A 17197-nucleotide genomic window follows, 5' to 3' on the forward strand; every position below is an offset into this window, starting at 1 on the left:
GCGCAAAAAGAATAGCCATCGAGCCTAACGCGAGCGTTCCGGGTTTACCATCGCTGCCCCTTTCATCGCCGAGTACGGCGACAGAGACGATTCGTGAGTCGAGCAGATTTTCATCAGAACAATGCCGAGCGCGCCCGCGCCGAAGCCCAACGCCTGCTGGACCAGCAAGCGGCCCTGGGCTCGCGCTGGCTGGCCTGGGTTGCCACCGAGCTGTATCAGCTCAGCCCACCGGAATACACCGCCATGGTCCGCCGCGAACTGGAGCAGCTCAACCGAGCACAGCAGCCGTGACCCAGCAGGGGCCACGCACCTTGCTCGGAGCCTGGACCGTCGACGGCCCATTGCTGTGCCGTCAGTTTTCGCCGCTGCCGGATAGTCGCAGAGCCACCGCCATGGACAAGCAAGCCAGCGACGGCCCGTTGTGGCTGGGCCTGGATGGCCTGCAGGGTGATCGGATCGCCGATCGGCGTTTTCATGGTGGGCCGGATCGCAGCCTCTGCCACTACCCGACCCAGCATTATCAGTATTGGTCGCAGCGCTTCCCGCCGCTGCGCGCGCGGCTTGGCCTCGGCGCCTTCGGTGAGAACCTAGGTAGCCAGGCGCTGGACGAAGAGCAGGTATGCATTGGCGATCTTCTTCGCTGGGGCACTGCGCTGATCGAGATCAGCCAGCCGCGCTCGCCCTGTATCAGGCTGGACAACCGTCACGGTGTGCGTGGCCTGGCACGGGAGTTGTCGGCGAGCGGCCGCACCGGCTGGCTCTACCGGACCATCGAGCCAGGCACCGTGCGTCCTGGCGACGCGTTGCAGTTGCTCGAGCGCCCTCATCCGCAGATCAGCGTCGCGCACCTGTGGCGCTGCTTTCTCGATCAGCATCTGGCTGAAGACAGCCTGCAGCAACTGGCGAAGCTACCTCCTCTGGCCTTGCATTACCGGGCGATCTTCCGCCAGCGCTACGACGCCCTTCGTGGGCGACGCGACCAGCACAGCCTGTTCGACTGATACCAAGGGTCTGTTCCCGTTTCGTGCGCGGCAAATGGCGCCATGCGGCGTTGCGGGACTTGGCAAGGGAACCACCATTACCTTCGTCCCGCGCCTGCGGAACGCCGCCCGGGCATGGCGCCATTTGGCGCAGCAACGCGGCTTGCGACGAAACGGGAACAGACCCTAAGCAAAGCAGTGCGTGCAATGCAGCCCAGCAGTGCCATACTGCAGCGGTCATGGAAGACACAGGCCGGAAACAGGCTTCGCTCCAGCAGCGACAGTCAGGTCTTCGCACATCAGGACATGTCCAGCCAGCAATCAGAGGTGAACACCATGAGCAAGGGAATGGACGCAAAGAAGAACGGCAAGAAAAAGCCGATGAAAACGGCGCAAGAAAAACGGATGGCCAAGCGCGACAAGAAGAGTGGCTCGGGCACTACGCTGCTCGGCGCCCACGCCGCCATCCATTGAGCCTTATCGCTGCGACGCCCGGTCTGATGCCGGGCGTTTCAGATCCTGGCCAGACGCAACCGACCGAACAACCAGCTACCGCAAACATTCACCCCCAGGCCGAGCATCACCAGCAACGCCCCACCCAATTGCAGCGTCCCCAGCCGCTCGCCCAGCAACACACTGGCTGACGTCAGCCCGACCACCGGCACCAGCAGCGAGAACGGGGCCACCTGGCTCGCCGGGTAACGCGACAGCAAGCGACTCCACAGGCCATAGCCGAGAATCGTCGCGCCGAATGCCAGATAGGCCAGCACCAGAATCGTCTGCCAACCAATGCCGCGCAGCGCCGCCTCGATCACCGCCGGCCCCTCGAGCCATAGCGACAGCGCCAGGAATGGCAGCGGCGGCACCAGACTGCCCCATACCACCAGCCCGACCAGGTTCACCTTGCCGACCTTGCGCGTGACGATGTTGCCCAGCGCCCACATCGACGCCGCGCAGATGGTCAGCACGAAACCGCTCAGGGTCATGCCCAGGCCCGTCTGCGCGCCGATCATCGCCAGACCGCAGGCCGCGATGACCAGTCCCAGCAAGTTGGCAGCGCGCAGTCGCTCGCCGAGAAACAGCGCCGCGAAGAACAGCGTGAAGAACGCCTGCGACTGCAACACCAGCGAGGCCAGCCCGGCCGGCATGCCGTGTTTCATGGCGGTGAACAGAAAGGCGAACTGACCGAGCGAGATAGTCAGCCCATAGGCCAGCATCCAGCGCAACGGCACCTGCGGACGCTTGATGAAGAACACCGCCGGCACGGCCGCCAGCATGAAACGCAGCGCACCGAGCAGCATCGGTGGCACATCGTGCAGGCCGACCATGATCACCACGAAGTTCATGCCCCAGACGACAATGACGACCAGCGCGAGCAGCAGATCCCGAGGCGACATGGCGACGCACCCTGTTGCGTAAAAGAAGCATTAAAGACGTCGCTTCCGGTGAGCGTGCCATACAGTGACTGCCAAATTGAGCGGCACAGTGCGGAGCAACCACCCATCGCCCTGACACGGGCAGCACAGGCCAGGCTTGACCGTCACCGGCGACGCAAGGCCGGAATACGCTATAGAATCCGCGCCTGACTTCATCACTTCAGACGGGGACGAGCATGGGCGCACAGTGGAAAGCGAAGCATAAGGAAGCGGCGGCGAACGCCAAAGGCAGGATCTTCGGCAAGCTGTCGAAGGAAATCATGATCGCAGCCCGCAGCGGTGCCGACCCCGACATGAATCCGCGTCTGCGCCTGGTCGTCGAACAGGCGAAGAAGGCCTCGATGCCCAAGGACACCCTGGAGCGCGCCATCAAGAAAGGCGCTGGCCTCAGCGGTGAGGTGGTCCACTACGAACGCACACTCTACGAAGGCTTCGCGCCGCATCAGGTGCCACTGATCGTCGAGTGCCTGACCGACAACGTCAACCGCACCGTTGCCGAAATCCGCGTGCTGTTCCGCAAAGGCCAGTTGGGCTCCTCCGGCTCGGTGAGCTGGGACTTCGACCACGTCGGCATGATCGAAGCCGCGCCTGAAGGCGACGCCGATGCGGAAATGGCCGCGATCGAGGCCGGTGCGCAGGATTTCGAAGCAGCCGACGAAGGCAGCACGCTGTTCATCACCGAGCCCACCGATCTCGACGCCGTGTGCAAGGCGCTGCCGGAATTCGGCTTTACCGTGCAGTCCGCGCAACTGGGCTATCGTCCGAAGAATCCGGTCAGCCTGTCCGGTGCCGAACTGGAAGAAGTCGAAGCCTTTCTCGAGGCCATCGACGCCCACGATGACGTGCAGAACGTCTACGTCGGCCTGGCGGGCTGACAGCCATTGACTTTACTTGGGGCTGTTCCCGCGCGTGGCGATGCCGACGCGGGGATGGGCCCTGACGAACAACGAACCCGGCGAGCATTCACCATGAGCAGCAGCAAACCGACCACGCCCTACAGTCAGCGCGAACAAGGCTATCGGGAAAAAGCACTGAAGATGTATCCCTGGGTCTGCGGTCGTTGCGCGCGGGAATTTTCCGGCAAGCGCCTGAGCGAGTTGACGGTCCACCACAAGGACCACAACCACGACAACAACCCCGAGGATGGCTCGAACTGGGAGCTGCTCTGCCTGTACTGCCACGACAACGAGCATTCCCGCTACACCGACAACCAGTACCAGGCCGAAGCCAGGCCGGGCAGCGACCTGGGCCCGAAGGAAACCTTCAAGGCCTTCGCCAACCTGGCCGATCTGCTCAAGGGCAAGCAGGACTGATCGGCCAGACCGACATTCAGCTCACTTGACCAAGAGCACCGGGACCGATACCTCGTGGATCACCCGGTTCGCCACCGAGCCCATCAGCATCCCGGTGAAGCTGCCCAGACCGCGAGTGCCCATCACCACCGTGTCGCAGCCCAGCCGCTTGACCGCGTCGTTGACCTGCTCGGCAACATTGCCCAGCAGCGCATGGGTTTCGCAGCTCAGGCCGCCGGCCTGCAACACGGCTGCCGCTTCGTCGAGCACGGAGCGCGCCTTGGCCATCAGGCCGTTGTTGAGTTCATCGATCATCGCCGACGTCACGTATTCGCCGTAGATGATCGGTTCGTGCTGAACGTTGACCACATGCACCTGTAGCGTGATCCCGGTATCCCGCGCCAGATCGACGACATACTGCAGGGCGCGCTTGGCGTTGTCCGAACCATCGTATGCAACCAGAAGCCTGCGCATTTCCTGTCTCCGCTGTTGTGTGGACCTTCAGCTTAGACCAGCTGCCTGCGCGTTGCGGGCGCTGCTCGCACTTGTTTTGATCTGGCACAAGCGCGCATCATCTCGCGCCCTTTCAACGAGACAGAGACGAGTCTGATGAACCCCGATCAAGGTCCCGCATTCGGCGTCGGCGACGCCTCGTTCCAGGCAGCCGGCGGCGAACCGGGCCTGCAACAGCTGGTCGCGGACTTCTACCAGGTGATGGACCTGGCGCCAGAAGCCGCGGGCGTTCGTGCAATGTATCCGGCGGACGTGAGCGACGCCCGGGACCGGCTGGCGAGTTTTCTGAGCGGCTGGCTGGGCGGCCCGAAGCGATACGCAGAAAAGTATGGCGGCATCAGCATTCCGCAGTTCCATACCCGCTGGCAGGTCGGCGAAGCCGAACGCGATGCCTGGCTGTTCTGCATGGAACAGGCCATCGCCCGTCAGCCATTTACGCCAGAGTTCGCCGAGTACCTGCTACGGCAGCTGCGCGTCCCCGCCGAGCGCATCCGTCAGGTGCAGGCAGTCTGCCCGATGCGTCCGGGCCGGAGCTGAAGCGCCCTCCCCGCCAGAGGCTGCAATGTCATTCGTTTAAGACGTGGCGCTGCAACGTCCATAGGCGCGCCTGATCGATTAATCCGCTGGGCAGGAGAACCGAGCCACTCACCTTGCGTCATACAGACAAGGGCGGCCGTCGTGGCGGCAGCATTCATCCGTCGAAACCGGAGCTGGCTCGTTCCATGAAAATCCGCTTCGCGTCCATCAATCCGCAGAAGATCCTCGAGGTTTGCGAGATTCTCCAGCCCAGCGGAATCGAGGTGAAGCCCTTTCCCATCCGTATCGAGGAGCTGCGTACCGAGGACCTGCACCAGCTGGTCAGCGACAAGCTGCTGGTCGCCTTCAAAATGATCGGTAAACCGGTCTTCGTCGAACACACCGGGCTTTTCATCAACAGCCTCAACGGCTTTCCCGGCGGGCTGACGCAGATTTTCTGGGATCGGCTGCAGGCCGAGCGATTCTCGGAGCTGATCGGGCGACTGGAAGATCCGGCTGCCGAGGCGCGAACCCTGATCGGCTATTGCGACGGTCGCAAACGGCATTTCTTCGAAGGCGTGGTTGCCGGGCGCATCGCACCGTCGCCAGCCGGGCATGGCGGCTTCGAATGGGACGACGTGTTCATTCCCGAAGGCCAGACCCAGACGTTCGCGCAGCTGGGCACGCAAAAGAACGGCCTTTCCATGCGCCGACGCGCACTCGACGCCTTCGTCGCCTATCTGCGGGAGTCCTGAGCAACCATGGACCAGCTCCGCGAAGCGTACCGGAACAATCGCCTGATCCTTTTTGTCGGTTCCGGCGTATCCGCCAACATTGGCTTGCCGCCGTGGAAGGAGCTGATCGACGAGATCGCCGTACAGCTCGACTACGACCCGGAGGTGTTCAACACCTACGGCAATTTCCTCGCCCTGGCCGAGTACTACCGGATCAAGAAAGGCAGCATCGGCCCGCTGCGCAGCTGGATGGACCGCGAGTGGCATCGCAACATCGAAATACGTGACTCGGAAATTCATCGGCTGATCGTGCGTGGCCGTTTTCCGGCGATCTATACCACCAACTATGACCGTTGGCTGGAGTACGCCCATGACGCCCATGCGGTGGACTACATCAAGATCGCCAACGCTAGTGACCTGACCAAGGCCCGTGATGGCGTTAGGCAGATCGTCAAGTTCCACGGTGACTTCGATGATGACGCCTCGATCGTGCTTGACGAGACCAGCTACTACCAGCGCCTGCAGTTCGAAACGCCGCTGGATATCAAGTTACGCGCCGACACATTGAGCAAGGCCGTTCTGTTTATCGGATACAGTCTTTCCGATACCAATATACGTCTGCTATTTCACAAGCTGTCGAAGATATGGAACGAACACGAGACGCTCGGTGTCCGGCCCATTTCATATGTGTTCTCACACAAGCCGAACCCGGTTCAGGAAGAAGTGTTGAGGCAATGGGGAATTCGCATGATTGCATCGGAAGACGATGAACCCGGCGTTGCGCTGAAGAACTTCCTGCAGCAACTGGTTGAAACCTGAGAGCCTTTTTCCAAAAACAAGCAAAGCAGCATTAAAACAAGCGAAACGGCACTTTGACGAAGGCACAGGCAATTTAGCATGCGCGATGTCGGGTGACATCGCGCATGCCCTGATCAGTAGTTGAAGCCAACACCGATGCTGTAGAGGAACACTCCGTCATCATATCGATCCTGTGCATCGCTGCCGCTCTTGAACAGGAACTGATATTCCGCCATCGCGGTAATGAACGTCTTGTCCTGAACCCAGTACTTGAAGCCGACTTCCGGCCCCGCCATGAACGTCTCGTCTACCCGGTCACCGTAGACTCCACCAATGCTCGCACCTATGAAAGGCCGTGCCTTGCCGGTGCCGAAGTGATAGTCATAGAAGACGCGAGTCGAGCCATCGAACTTGACACTTTCTCCCTCGGTATCACGCGCATTGACAGTCTGCCGGACACCCCAGAGAGAAGATTCGCTTATATACTGACCCCAACTTCCCTGTACGGAAAAAACAGTATCGTCAAAGTCCTTGTCGCTGCTTCCTGCACCACCCAATGTGATTTCCTTGTCACCGGTCATGGGAGCCGCACCGGCAACAGCCGGAAGCATAGCGGCAACCATTAAGGAAGTTTTGAAAAGTCGATTCATGACGGCACCTCTGCTTTTGTGCTTGTTATGAAATACGCAATAGCAATGCGTATTCCTGAGACAAGCATGTAAACCCTGAGACTGCTCAAAGGAATCGACGAATGACCGGCTTTTCATGCAAAACAATAGAAGAAAGCGTCAATTCGATGATTTTTATAAAATTAGCCTAGAACGCGATACTGTTATGCCAGCACGACAGCCTTCAAATAGATATTAGAAAGGCAATTATAGAATCGTTGCGCATATAAGCCCGTCCATTAAATCAGCCAGCCACATCCGCACTCTTCTCGTGAAGCTCAAGCGCATCATCTTCCCGTTCATCATCGAAATAACGGCTGAACGCGAGATACATCCACACGGGTGTCAAGGCCAACCCAACGGCGATACATATCCACGCCAGCACAGAACTTCCTTCCGGCTGTGGAAACAGCAACCGCCCCACGCCGATCAATAACGTGTAGACCGATAGCGCCGTAACGCCTACCGCAAACAGGCGTACACCGAGGGCCTTGAGCGACTCCCGGCGTGAGACGCCACAACGCACGGCGGTCTGTCCCCAGAAGCCGAACGGCCGCACCCTGCGATAGAAGCGATCCAGCGTCTCCTTGTCCGTGGGCGGGGTGATGTAGCTGACCAGAATCGCGGCGCTGCAGGTAACCAGGGACATGATGCCCAGACGTATCCACTCACGCTCCGGATCGGTGCCCAGGTAGTAGAGCAGCAAGGGCGCGGTGATCAGCGATGCGATCATTGCCGTCAGCTCGGAGTACAGATTGATCCTCTCCCAGAGCCAGCGCAGCACCAGCACCGAACCCATTCCGGCACCGAACAGTAAGGAGATGAACCAGGCCGTCTGGATCGAACCGAGGTTGGCCATGATGACCATCGCGATCAGCAGGATCAGCACGTTGGAAAGACGCGCGACCAGAACCAGCTCTTTGTCCTTGGGCTTGCGCTTGAGCAGCTTCGGCGCGACGACCCCACCATAGACATCATTGCTCCAGTACGAAGCACCCCAATTGAGGTGCGTATCAACGGTCGACGCCAGGGCCGCCAGTAGGCCCACCAGCATCAACCCGCGGAAACCCGGTGGTAGCAATTCTTCGATACCGGTGACGAACAGCGCCTCGCGCGCGGCGGTGAAACCTCCACCACTCATCTCTTCTGGACTGAACGGATACAGCACCAGCAGACCGATCGCTATCGCCAGCCAGAACAGGCTGCGCAGGAATATCTGCAGCCAGGTGAATACCAAACCGGCAATACGCGCCTCACGATCTGTCGGGCAAGCCATACTGCGCTGCGCCAGGTATCCGGTACCGTCGGAATTCATCTGGAACAGCCACTGCAAACCGACGATCACCAGGAATGGCGTCAGCGCCTCGCCGGCATTGCTCGGCGGCGAGAACGAAAGCATCTTGGCCGCCTGCTCACTGCCATACAGCTCGACGATCCGATCGGTCAGGCCGCCCAGTCCACCGGCTGCGTCCACCACGAACCAGGCGTATACCAACGTGCCCAGCATCGCCACGCTGAACTGCATGACATCGGTCTGCACCACCGCACGCAGGCCTCCAGTGATCGAGTACATCGCCGTGAAGGTCAGGATCAACAGGATCGGAATGAGATTGTTGGTGCTGGTCGTCAGCTGATCGAGCCCACTGATACTCTCACCAAGCCGTATACCGCTGGCTTCCACTGCGCCCATGATCATCGCGTAGACGCCGCCTGGCAGCCACTCGTGCCATGGCAGAAACACCTCGGCAATGCGAATGGCCGCGACCAGTACCATTGCCAGCACCACACAGTTGATAACGGTGCCGTAATAAATCGCCTTGAACAGCCGCAACGGCACCACTGCGGGGCCGCTGTAGCGCACACGAGTGAGTTCGGCGTCGGTGAGCACCCCGGCACGGCGCCAGCCGGAGGCGAATACCCATGCCAGCAGCAGGAATGCCAACCCATAGATCCACAGCCGCCACAACGCGAAAACCCCGGCAGTCGCGACCAGACCACTGACCAGCAACGGCGTATCGGCCGCGAACTGCGTGGCGGACATCGACACGCCTGCGCGCCAGCCCTTGATGGTTCGTCCGGCAAGAAAGTATTCGTGAAGGCTCTGCGAGGCTTTGGAGCGGGCGCGCATCCCTGCCGAAAGGCCGTAGAAAACGAATGCGAGCACAATCAGTAGATCCAACATGTTGTTATTCCTGTCGTTGGAAACGCTAAGGGTGAGAGCGTCAAGACGACGGAAAAGATGCAGCAAACGGATGAAAGGCAGCGGACGGATACAGGGCGTATGGTGATCGCAGCTCAGGCGCTAGACTAGCGCCCTCGAAGAATCCACGGTCGGTCATGCCCACTCTCGACTATTCGCCGCTCCCCAGGTCCCTGCAGCCGCTGTTGGTCAGGTTCTATAGAGCCCACAACAGCCGTAACCGCATACGTCCCGAGGCCACATGCTGGGTGGCCCGGCGCGGCGCTATCCTGGGTGGGCTCTGCCTGACGCCAGTAGCGGATGGGCATTTTCTGACCGGCTTGTTGGTGACCCCCTCAGAGCGGAGCCGCGGCATTGGCGCGCAGCTTGTACGCGAAGCGCTGATGTCGAACAGCGGACCGGTCTGGCTGTTCTGTAAACCGGAACTTCTGGATTTCTATACGCGACTTGGCTTCGTCATGACGGACCTGCTGCCTGACACCCTGGCCGACCGACTGGCCCGCTACCGACGGACCAAGGCACTGATTGCCCTGCTCAATGACCGAAGGATGATGCCAATGCCGGCTGCAACCCTGAACATCGCCATCGCCTGTCTGATCGACGAACGCGGACGCCTCCTGGTCGTGCGCAAACGCAGCACCCGCTTCTTCATGCTCCCCGGGGGCAAGGCAGAGCCGGGCGAAACACCTCTGCAAACCCTCAAGCGGGAGCTTCATGAAGAACTCGACCTGAGGCTCGAGGATGATGATCTCGAGTCGTTCGGGCATTTCTGCGCACCGGCTGCCAACGAGCCGGACCATCAGGTGGAGGCGGATGTGTTCATCGGACGCCTGCCCCACGCAGTGAAGGCGCAGGCCGAACTGGAAGAACTGGGTTGGCTGGAGATCGCGCCATGCGCGAGGGAGGATGTGGCGCCGCTGTTGCGCAGGCATATCATGCCTGCGCTATTGATGCGTACGAAGGGGAAGGAACAAGCCGTCTGAGCGTGCGCCTCCGATTGATCAGGGCGAGATCGGATCGCTGGCTGGAAAGGTTTCTTCGATAGCCTCATCGAGCTGATCTTCGTCAGCCTCATCCGGCCGACGGGTCACGTCATCCTGCTCTTTGGTGGGCTGGTCGTTGTGCTGGTCGCCGTTCATGTGGTTCTCCGCTGATGGACTGTTCCCATTAGGCCGTGCCCCGGCCACTCGGTTCAGCGGGAGTTTCTTGCAGGCAAAAAAAAGGGGCGGGTTTGACCCCGCCCGCCTCCTTCCTTGTTCCCTGTATCCCTTCTCATCTTCCTGGATGACACCGCTTCCTGCGGCGGTCCTTGACCTTCATCCTGAAGGCCGCGCTAATCCCTGAGCACGGGTGCGATATTAATGATCGGCGTGACGACAACAAGCTGTGGCATCCAGCCGCAGCACTGCCTGGCCCATCCAGAGCATCTAATAAGTTCTATAAAAATCAGTAAGTTGCGTAGTGAGCCGGGCATAAATCGCCGGTCGCCGTAGCTGTTTCGCGGGCTTTGCTTACAACGCTTGTAAGCAAATGCGTACACAGGGAGAGGACAACCAGGAAAATCGACCGCGGCGGATTAAGCCAAGGGATCGACCCAGGCCGCGTGTGTAAGGGGTCAGGAAGAGTGCAGCAGCGGCGGGATTGTCGTCGGGCCCGGCAACCAGACCCGACGACATTGATGTCACTGGAACAGCGCGTCGCTCGACAGGCCGTTACGCTCGAGAATCTCGCGCAGACGGCGCAGCGCCTCCACCTGAATCTGGCGAACACGCTCGCGGGTCAGGCCGATCTCCTGCCCCACCTCCTCCAGCGTCGAAGCTTCATGGCCGCGCAGGCCAAAACGACGGATAACCACCTCCCGCTGCTTTTCGGACAGATCAGACAGCCATTGGTCGATGCTGTTGGACAGATCGTCATCCAGCAGGAGCTCGCAAGGATCGGTCGGGCGATCGTCGGTCAGTGTATCGAGCAGCGTCTTGTCCGTGTCCGGGCCAAGCGACACATCCACCGAAGTGACGCGTTCGTTGAGCCCGAGCATGCGCTTGACCTCACCGACCGGCTTCTCCAGCAGGTTGGCGATCTCTTCAGGGCTGGGTTCGTGGTCGAGCTTCTGGGTCAGCTCGCGAGCGGCCCGGAGGTAGACGTTCAATTCCTTGACCACATGAATCGGCAGGCGAATCGTGCGGGTCTGATTCATGATCGCCCGTTCGATGGTCTGTCGAATCCACCAGGTGGCATAGGTGGAAAAACGGAAGCCGCGCTCGGGGTCGAATTTCTCCACCGCGCGAATCAGACCGAGATTGCCCTCCTCGACCAGATCGAGCAGGGAAAGACCGCGATTGACGTAGCGTCGGGCGATCTTCACCACCAGGCGAAGGTTGCTTTCGATCATGCGCTTGCGCCCCGCCGGATCGCCTTTCTGCGCCAAACGCGCGAAATGCACTTCTTCTTCGGGGGTCAGGAGGGGGGAGAAACCGATTTCGTTGAGATACAACTGGGTTGCATCTAGCGCCCGGTTGTAGTCGATGAACTTGTGCTGTTTGCTGGATGTGGCCTTGGGTCTGCCTGCACTGGCAGCCTTGGTCACTTTGTCTTTCTGGTCGAAGTGGATCGGCGTTTCCATGAGCAGAACCGCATCGTCGACGTCAAACTCCAGCGCGTGGTCTTTAAGTGCCATTTTATTCTTGTCCTGTTCCGGGTTCGACAACAGGCCCAAGCGACGCGGGTCCCTGGCTACGCTCAAGCCCAACCTAGTGCTGGAACAGGCAGGCGACAGGTCAACGTCTTGGCAGGTATTGCAGCGGGTCTACGGGTTTGCCCTGGCGACGAATCTCGAAATGCAGCTTCACCCGGTCGGTTCCCGTCGATCCCATCTCGGCGATACTTTGCCCAGCCTTGACTTGTTGACCCTCCCGCACCAGCAGCCTGCGGTTGTGTCCGTAGGCGCTTACATAGGTATCGCTGTGCTTGATGATCACAAGTTCGCCGTAACCCCGTAATCCACTGCCGGCGTACACAACAGTCCCATCAGAAGCAGCCAGGACAGGCTGTCCCAAATCCCCAGCGATATCAATTCCTTTATTCAAACTACCGTTTGAGGAAAAACGACCGATGATCGTGCCGTTCGCTGGCCATGCCCAACCGCTTGCAGAGCGGGTCACAGGCGTAACCGGAGTGCGCGCCGGCTGGCTAACCGCGGGCTTAGGTTGTGTGGTGATCGCCGGCTGGCGCGGCACCGGATTGGCGACCACGACCGGGGTGGATGGGGCGGGACTGGAAGAAGGCTTGGGCACCGGCTGCGGGGTAGCAGCGGCCGTTCGGGTGGCGCCGCCGCTAAAGCGAATCCGCTGACCGGGATAGATGACATGCGGCGGCTGAATGCCGTTTACGCGGGCCAGATCGCGCCAGTCCCAGCCGAAGCGGAAAGCGATGGACCACAGCGTGTCGCCGCGGCGCACGATGTACTGCCCGCTGGTGACACGATCACGCTGGTTGCGATCGACGACCTGCACACCACCGCCCGGAGGCGAGGATGCGCAACCGACCAGCGTGCCGGCGATCACCAGCACGCCGACCATCGAGCGGACCAAAGGGTCGCGAATCCACCGCCGTACTGCTGTGAGCCTCAATGCCCGCTCCCTTTCATAGACACGTGCGTCAAACGCCTTCCGTCATCGGCTGGCGTCGCCCGGCGAACCACTCGAGACCCAGCACCAGGACGATGCCGCCCACGGCCAGCAGTATGGCCAGCAGCAACTGTGGGTCCTGGCCAGTCAGATCGCCATAGGCGCCGGGCAGCAGATTCTGCTGCAGGACCGGAACGTTCTCGCCGCTGGAGTTGGTACGCCAGGTCAGCGTTTCTTTCCACGGCCAGACCTTGTTCAGCGAGCCGAGCATTAATCCGGTCAGAAACGCCAGGGTCAGGTCGCGCCAGCGCTTGAGCAGCCAGCTGAGGAACTTGGCAAAGCTGAGCAGACCCACCAGGCAACCGGCAGCGAAGATCGCCATCACGCCGATATCGAAGTTCTTTACCGCACCCAGCACCACCGGATACAGCCCCAGCAAGACGAGGATGAAGCTGCCGGATATCCCCGGAAGGATCATGGCGCAGATGGCGATGGCACCGGCGAAGAACAGGCTCAGGCCGTCACTGCTCCATTGCACCGGGGCCGCCACCGTTATCCAGTAGGCGAAACCGATACCCAGGCAGAAACTCACCAGCCGCGACAGGTTGCGCCGCTGGATCTCCTTGCCCACCAGATGCACGGAAACCAGGATCAGGCCGAAGAAGAAGGACCAAACGGGAATCGGATGCTCTTCCAGCAGGAAGGTAATCAGCCTGGCCAGGCTGAGGATGCTGGTCAGGATGCCGGCAAACAGCACCACCAGAAAACTGCCGTTGGCGGTCTTCCACGCCTCGGCGACGCGCCCCCGCAGCAACGGGCGGATGGCATAGGGCACCGCACTGATCGAACGCAGCAGCTCGTCGTAGATGCCGGTGATGAAAGCCACCGTACCGCCCGAGACACCGGGCACCACATCCGCTGCGCCCATGGCCATGCCCTTGGCGTACAACAATAAAGCGTCTTTCATGCTTTCTTCCGCTGAATGATCAAATCACGGGGCCATTGAGCAGCGGCACGAAACGTACGGTATCCAGAAGATGACGCGAAAAGCCGTTCTCCTCTCGAATGATCAGCATGAGTTGCTGGACCTCGCCGGCCCCTACCGGGATCACCAGACGCCCACCGGGCGCCAACTGATCGAGCAGGGCCTGCGGCACATCAGCTGCCGCTGCGGTGACGATGATCCCGTTGTAAGGCGCCAATGCTGGCCAGCCTTCCCAACCATCGCCCCAGCGAAAGACCACATTGCGCAGCTTGAGTTCGGCGAGGCGCTCCTTGGCTCGGTCCTGCAGCGCCTGAATGCGCTCGACCGAGAAGACCCGCTCGACCAGCTGCGCCAGCACGGCGGTCTGGTAGCCGGAGCCGGTCCCGATTTCGAGAACCTTGTCCAGCGGCCCGTCGGCCAGCAGCAGCTCGCTCATGCGTGCAACCATGAACGGCTGGGAAATGGTCTGGTTGTGTCCGATCGGCAGCGCCGTATCTTCATAGGCACGGTGCGCCAGGGCTTCGTCTACGAACAGATGACGTGGCGTGCGGCGGATGACTTCGAGCACCTGGGCGCTGGAAAGACCTTCCTCGTACAGGCGCTGGATGAGGCGATCACGGGTGCGTTGGGAGGTCATTCCCGACCCATGCAGCAGGCTGTCTTGTTCGCGATGTCTCACAGCACGTTCTCCAGCCAGCTCTCGAGACCGTTGAAGGCCTCATGAAAAGTTCGATCCAGCTGCAGCGGGGTAATCGATACGTAACCCTGCATCACCGCATGAAAATCGGTACCCGGTCCGCCATCCTCGACGTCCCCGGCCACGGATATCCAGTAGCCCTCCTTGCCCCGAGGGTTGGCCTGTTTGACCGGCGGCTTGGCACGGCTGCGATGTCCCAGACGAGTGAGCTGGATACCACGAATGTGATCAAGCGGCAGGTTCGGCACGTTGACGCTGAGCACCGTGCGCGGCGGCACTTCGAGCTGGTCGTGCTTCTCCACCAGCAGGCGCGCGATATGCGCAGCGGTCGGCAGGTTTTCCGTCGAGCGGGAGACCAGCGAGAAGGCAAAGGCCGGGCGGCCGGTGAAGCGGCCTTCGATGGCCGCGGCGACCGTGCCGGAATAGAGCACATCGTCACCCAGATTGGCGCCGAGGTTGATGCCCGAAACCACCATGTGCGGTGTTTCTTCGAGCAGCCCGTTCAGGCCCAGATGCACGCAATCGGTGGGCGAGCCGTTCAGCCCGATGAAGCCGTTCGGCATGCTGACAGGATGAAGCGGGCGGTCCAGGGTAAGGGCGCTGCTGGCGCCGCTCATGTCCTGGATCGGGGCTACCACCTTGCACTCGGCATAGTCGGCCAGCGCGTCATAAAGCGCGGCGAGCCCGGGTGCATACACCCCGTCGTCGTTGGCGATCAGAATACGCATCAGATGTCCGTCTGCCCTGCCAGGCTGACCAGCTCACGCACCACGGCGGTGGCGAAGCATCCGGTCGGCAGGACGAATTCCAGTTGCAGAATGTAAGGCTCGGGATAATGCCACGACAAACCGCCGATGGGGAGGCGAAGAATGCGCCGTTCGTGCTTCATTCCTGCCTGCGCCAACCAATTGACGACCGCGGGTTCAGTTTCGGCGACGGCGTTTTCCAGTGCCTGAATTTCGTCACCTGCTGGAGAGCGTTCCATGCCCCATAAAGGGCCGGTCGGATGCAGATCCAGAATCGTCAGGCGCGGGTCGTCGCACTCCTCCGGCCCGGCCGGGAAAAAGCTGCGGCTGTCGGTGAACGCCAGAAGATCGCCTACCCGTGCCTGATCCCAGCTGCCATCCCCAACCCGTTCGGCGAGCACACGATTGAACAGGTAACTGCGACCAGCCGAAAGCAGCCGCGAACGCATGTTGCGCTGCTCCGGAAGCTCACCTTTCGCCGCGAAGTGCCGTGCACCGTGCAGGTTGCTGCCCTCATAGCCGAAACGCTGCAGGCCGAAGTAATTCGGCACGCCGGAGGCCTTGATCCGCTCCAGCCGCTCATCCAGCGCGGCATGTTCACCGCGCAGCTCCGTCAAGCGTAGGCGGAAGCCATTGGCCGAGTGCGCGCCGCGCTGCAGCTTACGCTGATGCCGGGTGCGCTTGAGGATCGCCAGGCCGTCGCTCTCGGCAGCGGCAAGATCCGGATCACTCTTGCCCGGCAGATGCAGGCTGAACCACTGGCGAGTCAATGCCTGGCGGTCCTTGAGCCCGGCGTAGCTGATCATCTTCAGCGGCACGCCAGCGGCGCGGGCGATGCGTTTGGCGGCTTCCTCGGTGTTCAGATTGCGCTTTTCCACCCACAACCAGAGGTGCTCGCCTTCGCCGGACAGCGGGATATCGAGCACTTCATCGACCTGAAAATCCTCGGCAACCGCTTTCAGCACCGCACTGCCACAGGGCTCGCCATGGGCGCGCGGCCCGAGCAGCTGATCTTCGGTCATGCGCGGACCAGCAAGGCAACCGCGTGAACGGCGATCCCCTCCTCACGCCCGGTGAAACCCAGCTTCTCGGTCGTGGTGGCCTTGACGTTGACCTGGTCCAGCTCGACCTGCAGGTCGGCCGCGATCAACGCGCGCATGCAGTCGATGTGCGGTGCCATCTTCGGCGCCTGGGCGATGATGGTGGCGTCGACATTGCCGACGACGTATCCCTTGGCCTGGACCTGGACGAGCACATGGCGCAGCAAAGCGCGGCTGTCAGCGCCCTTGAATTGCGGGTCGGTGTCCGGGAAGTGCTTGCCGATATCGCCCAGCGCAGCGGCACCGAGCAACGCGTCACTCAAGGCATGCAGCAGCACGTCACCGTCGGAATGAGCCAACAGCCCAAACCTGTGTGGAATCCGCACGCCGCCAAGCGTGATGTGATCGCCCTCGCCGAAGCGGTGCACGTCGTAACCGTGGCCGATACGCATAGATGCAAAACCCTGAAAATCTCGAGGCGGCGATTCTACAGGAGCCGGGTGCTGCTTGAGTGTCAGCGGCACCTCCCGATCATCGATACAGCCAATAACCACCATCAGTCGAATCGATCTCATATCGGAAAACAACGATATATAGTTCGCCTCATTCCGATATACAGCCCAGAGCCATCCCATGCCGGACGACTTCGACGACATCATCAAGGCCCTCGCCCACCCGCTGCGTCGCGACATCCTGCGCTGGCTGAAGGAGCCGCAGCGATATTTCTCCGAGCAGCACCATTCGCTGGAAAACGGCGTCTGTGCCGGGCAGATCGACCAGCGTGCCGGCCTGTCGCAGTCAACCGTATCGGCCCATCTGGCGACCCTGCAGAAAGCCGGGCTGATCACCAGCCAAAAGGTCGGCCAGTGGCACTTCTTCAAGCGCAACGACGCGATCATCGAGTCGTTCGTCGAGCGCATCGGCCAGGAACTCTGAGTCCCTTTTCGCACCACCAGTAAAGGAGCG

Annotated in this window: 22 protein-coding genes; 10 read left to right on the forward strand and 12 right to left on the reverse strand. The window is 61.0% G+C overall.

From position 1 onward, the window contains the following. Nucleotides 1-93: 93 nt before the first annotated feature. The 3 genes from BM275_RS00635 (at nucleotide 94) to BM275_RS00645 (ending at nucleotide 1454) form a co-directional block, all read left to right on the forward strand. Nucleotides 94-291, forward strand: a complete 198-nt coding sequence (locus tag BM275_RS00635) for a hypothetical protein (protein ID WP_041013572.1) — start codon at nucleotides 94-96, stop codon at nucleotides 289-291. 20 nt (nucleotides 292-311) lie between these two features. After that, entirely contained in the window at nucleotides 312-1001 is a 690-nt protein-coding gene (locus BM275_RS00640) for an MOSC domain-containing protein (protein ID WP_208607437.1), read from the forward strand. A gap of 186 nt (nucleotides 1002-1187) precedes the next feature. Then, nucleotides 1188-1454 (forward strand): hypothetical protein, encoded by a 267-nt coding sequence (locus BM275_RS00645; protein ID WP_090518974.1) that lies wholly within the window; start codon nucleotides 1188-1190, stop codon nucleotides 1452-1454. A 38-nt stretch (nucleotides 1455-1492) separates the two neighbouring features. Here the strand turns inward: BM275_RS00645 and BM275_RS00650 are convergent, their stop codons facing one another. Beyond that, nucleotides 1493-2377, reverse strand: coding sequence for an EamA family transporter (locus tag BM275_RS00650; protein ID WP_090518975.1), 885 nt, complete (start codon nucleotides 2375-2377; stop codon nucleotides 1493-1495). A gap of 215 nt (nucleotides 2378-2592) precedes the next feature. Between BM275_RS00650 and BM275_RS00655 the strand changes: the two genes are divergently transcribed. Both BM275_RS00655 and BM275_RS00660 read left to right on the forward strand, forming a co-directional pair. Beyond that, complete coding sequence (locus BM275_RS00655; RefSeq protein WP_014819936.1) at nucleotides 2593-3291, forward strand: YebC/PmpR family DNA-binding transcriptional regulator; 699 nt, start codon at nucleotides 2593-2595, stop codon at nucleotides 3289-3291. Between the two features lie 93 nt (nucleotides 3292-3384). Continuing rightward, on the forward strand, nucleotides 3385-3729 hold the full coding sequence (locus BM275_RS00660; protein ID WP_003299313.1) for a YajD family HNH nuclease: 345 nt from the start codon (nucleotides 3385-3387) through the stop codon (nucleotides 3727-3729). A 21-nt stretch (nucleotides 3730-3750) separates the two neighbouring features. Here the strand turns inward: BM275_RS00660 and BM275_RS00665 are convergent, their stop codons facing one another. Continuing rightward, a complete protein-coding gene (locus tag BM275_RS00665) occupies nucleotides 3751-4182 on the reverse strand; it encodes a universal stress protein (RefSeq protein ID WP_090518976.1) in 432 nt (143 codons plus the stop codon). A 135-nt stretch (nucleotides 4183-4317) separates the two neighbouring features. Between BM275_RS00665 and BM275_RS00670 the strand changes: the two genes are divergently transcribed. The 3 genes from BM275_RS00670 to BM275_RS00680 all read left to right on the forward strand — a co-directional run bounded on the left by BM275_RS00670 (nucleotide 4318) and on the right by BM275_RS00680 (nucleotide 6290). Next, nucleotides 4318-4758, forward strand: coding sequence for a group II truncated hemoglobin (locus BM275_RS00670; RefSeq protein ID WP_042925621.1), 441 nt, complete (start codon nucleotides 4318-4320; stop codon nucleotides 4756-4758). Nucleotides 4759-4943: 185 nt separating this feature from the next. Next, nucleotides 4944-5492, forward strand: coding sequence for a non-canonical purine NTP pyrophosphatase (locus tag BM275_RS00675; RefSeq protein WP_046621846.1), 549 nt, complete (start codon nucleotides 4944-4946; stop codon nucleotides 5490-5492). A 6-nt stretch (nucleotides 5493-5498) separates the two neighbouring features. Next, complete coding sequence (locus BM275_RS00680; RefSeq protein WP_041013568.1) at nucleotides 5499-6290, forward strand: SIR2 family protein; 792 nt, start codon at nucleotides 5499-5501, stop codon at nucleotides 6288-6290. Between the two features lie 113 nt (nucleotides 6291-6403). Here BM275_RS00680 and BM275_RS00685 read toward each other — a convergent pair whose 3' ends face one another. Beyond that, the gene (locus BM275_RS00685) at nucleotides 6404-6919 is read right to left on the reverse strand and encodes a hypothetical protein (RefSeq protein ID WP_090518977.1); all 516 of its coding nucleotides are present in this window, start codon (nucleotides 6917-6919) and stop codon (nucleotides 6404-6406) included. Between the two features lie 262 nt (nucleotides 6920-7181). After that, the gene (locus BM275_RS00690; RefSeq protein ID WP_090518978.1) at nucleotides 7182-9119 is read right to left on the reverse strand and encodes a sodium:solute symporter family protein; all 1938 of its coding nucleotides are present in this window, start codon (nucleotides 9117-9119) and stop codon (nucleotides 7182-7184) included. A gap of 155 nt (nucleotides 9120-9274) precedes the next feature. Here BM275_RS00690 and BM275_RS00695 point away from each other — a divergent pair, with 155 nt between their 5' ends. After that, nucleotides 9275-10120, forward strand: coding sequence for a GNAT family N-acetyltransferase (locus BM275_RS00695; protein WP_046621844.1), 846 nt, complete (start codon nucleotides 9275-9277; stop codon nucleotides 10118-10120). A gap of 18 nt (nucleotides 10121-10138) precedes the next feature. Here the strand turns inward: BM275_RS00695 and BM275_RS22205 are convergent, their stop codons facing one another. From BM275_RS22205 to ispF, 8 genes are all read right to left on the reverse strand, one after another. Further along, nucleotides 10139-10276, reverse strand: a complete 138-nt coding sequence (locus BM275_RS22205; protein ID WP_003299325.1) for a hypothetical protein — start codon at nucleotides 10274-10276, stop codon at nucleotides 10139-10141. A 542-nt stretch (nucleotides 10277-10818) separates the two neighbouring features. Then, entirely contained in the window at nucleotides 10819-11814 is a 996-nt protein-coding gene (gene rpoS / locus BM275_RS00700; RefSeq protein ID WP_003299327.1) for an RNA polymerase sigma factor RpoS, read from the reverse strand. 100 nt (nucleotides 11815-11914) lie between these two features. After that, the gene (locus tag BM275_RS00705; protein WP_003299328.1) at nucleotides 11915-12715 is read right to left on the reverse strand and encodes a peptidoglycan DD-metalloendopeptidase family protein; all 801 of its coding nucleotides are present in this window, start codon (nucleotides 12713-12715) and stop codon (nucleotides 11915-11917) included. Between the two features lie 79 nt (nucleotides 12716-12794). Further along, on the reverse strand, nucleotides 12795-13730 hold the full coding sequence (locus BM275_RS00710) for a polyprenyl-phosphate transporter (protein ID WP_090518979.1): 936 nt from the start codon (nucleotides 13728-13730) through the stop codon (nucleotides 12795-12797). Nucleotides 13731-13749: 19 nt separating this feature from the next. Then, complete coding sequence (locus BM275_RS00715; RefSeq protein WP_003299331.1) at nucleotides 13750-14385, reverse strand: protein-L-isoaspartate(D-aspartate) O-methyltransferase; 636 nt, start codon at nucleotides 14383-14385, stop codon at nucleotides 13750-13752. Nucleotides 14386-14423: 38 nt separating this feature from the next. Next, nucleotides 14424-15173 (reverse strand): 5'/3'-nucleotidase SurE, encoded by a 750-nt coding sequence (gene surE / locus BM275_RS00720; protein ID WP_090518980.1) that lies wholly within the window; start codon nucleotides 15171-15173, stop codon nucleotides 14424-14426. After that, a complete protein-coding gene (truD, locus tag BM275_RS00725; RefSeq protein ID WP_090518981.1) occupies nucleotides 15173-16213 on the reverse strand; it encodes a tRNA pseudouridine(13) synthase TruD in 1041 nt (346 codons plus the stop codon). The genes surE and truD overlap by 1 nt, the downstream gene beginning before the upstream one ends. Beyond that, complete coding sequence (gene ispF / locus BM275_RS00730) at nucleotides 16210-16683, reverse strand: 2-C-methyl-D-erythritol 2,4-cyclodiphosphate synthase (RefSeq protein ID WP_090518982.1); 474 nt, start codon at nucleotides 16681-16683, stop codon at nucleotides 16210-16212. Before ispF ends, truD begins: the two co-directional genes overlap by 4 nt. Before the next feature lie 181 nt (nucleotides 16684-16864). On the opposite strand from ispF, the gene BM275_RS00735 reads away from it, so the two are divergent. After that, nucleotides 16865-17167, forward strand: a complete 303-nt coding sequence (locus BM275_RS00735) for an ArsR/SmtB family transcription factor (protein WP_003285796.1) — start codon at nucleotides 16865-16867, stop codon at nucleotides 17165-17167. Nucleotides 17168-17197: the final 30 nt, after the last annotated feature.

Origin of the sequence: Stutzerimonas kunmingensis, from assembly GCF_900114065.1 — a bacterium.
GTDB classification, from domain to species: domain Bacteria; phylum Pseudomonadota; class Gammaproteobacteria; order Pseudomonadales; family Pseudomonadaceae; genus Stutzerimonas; species Stutzerimonas kunmingensis.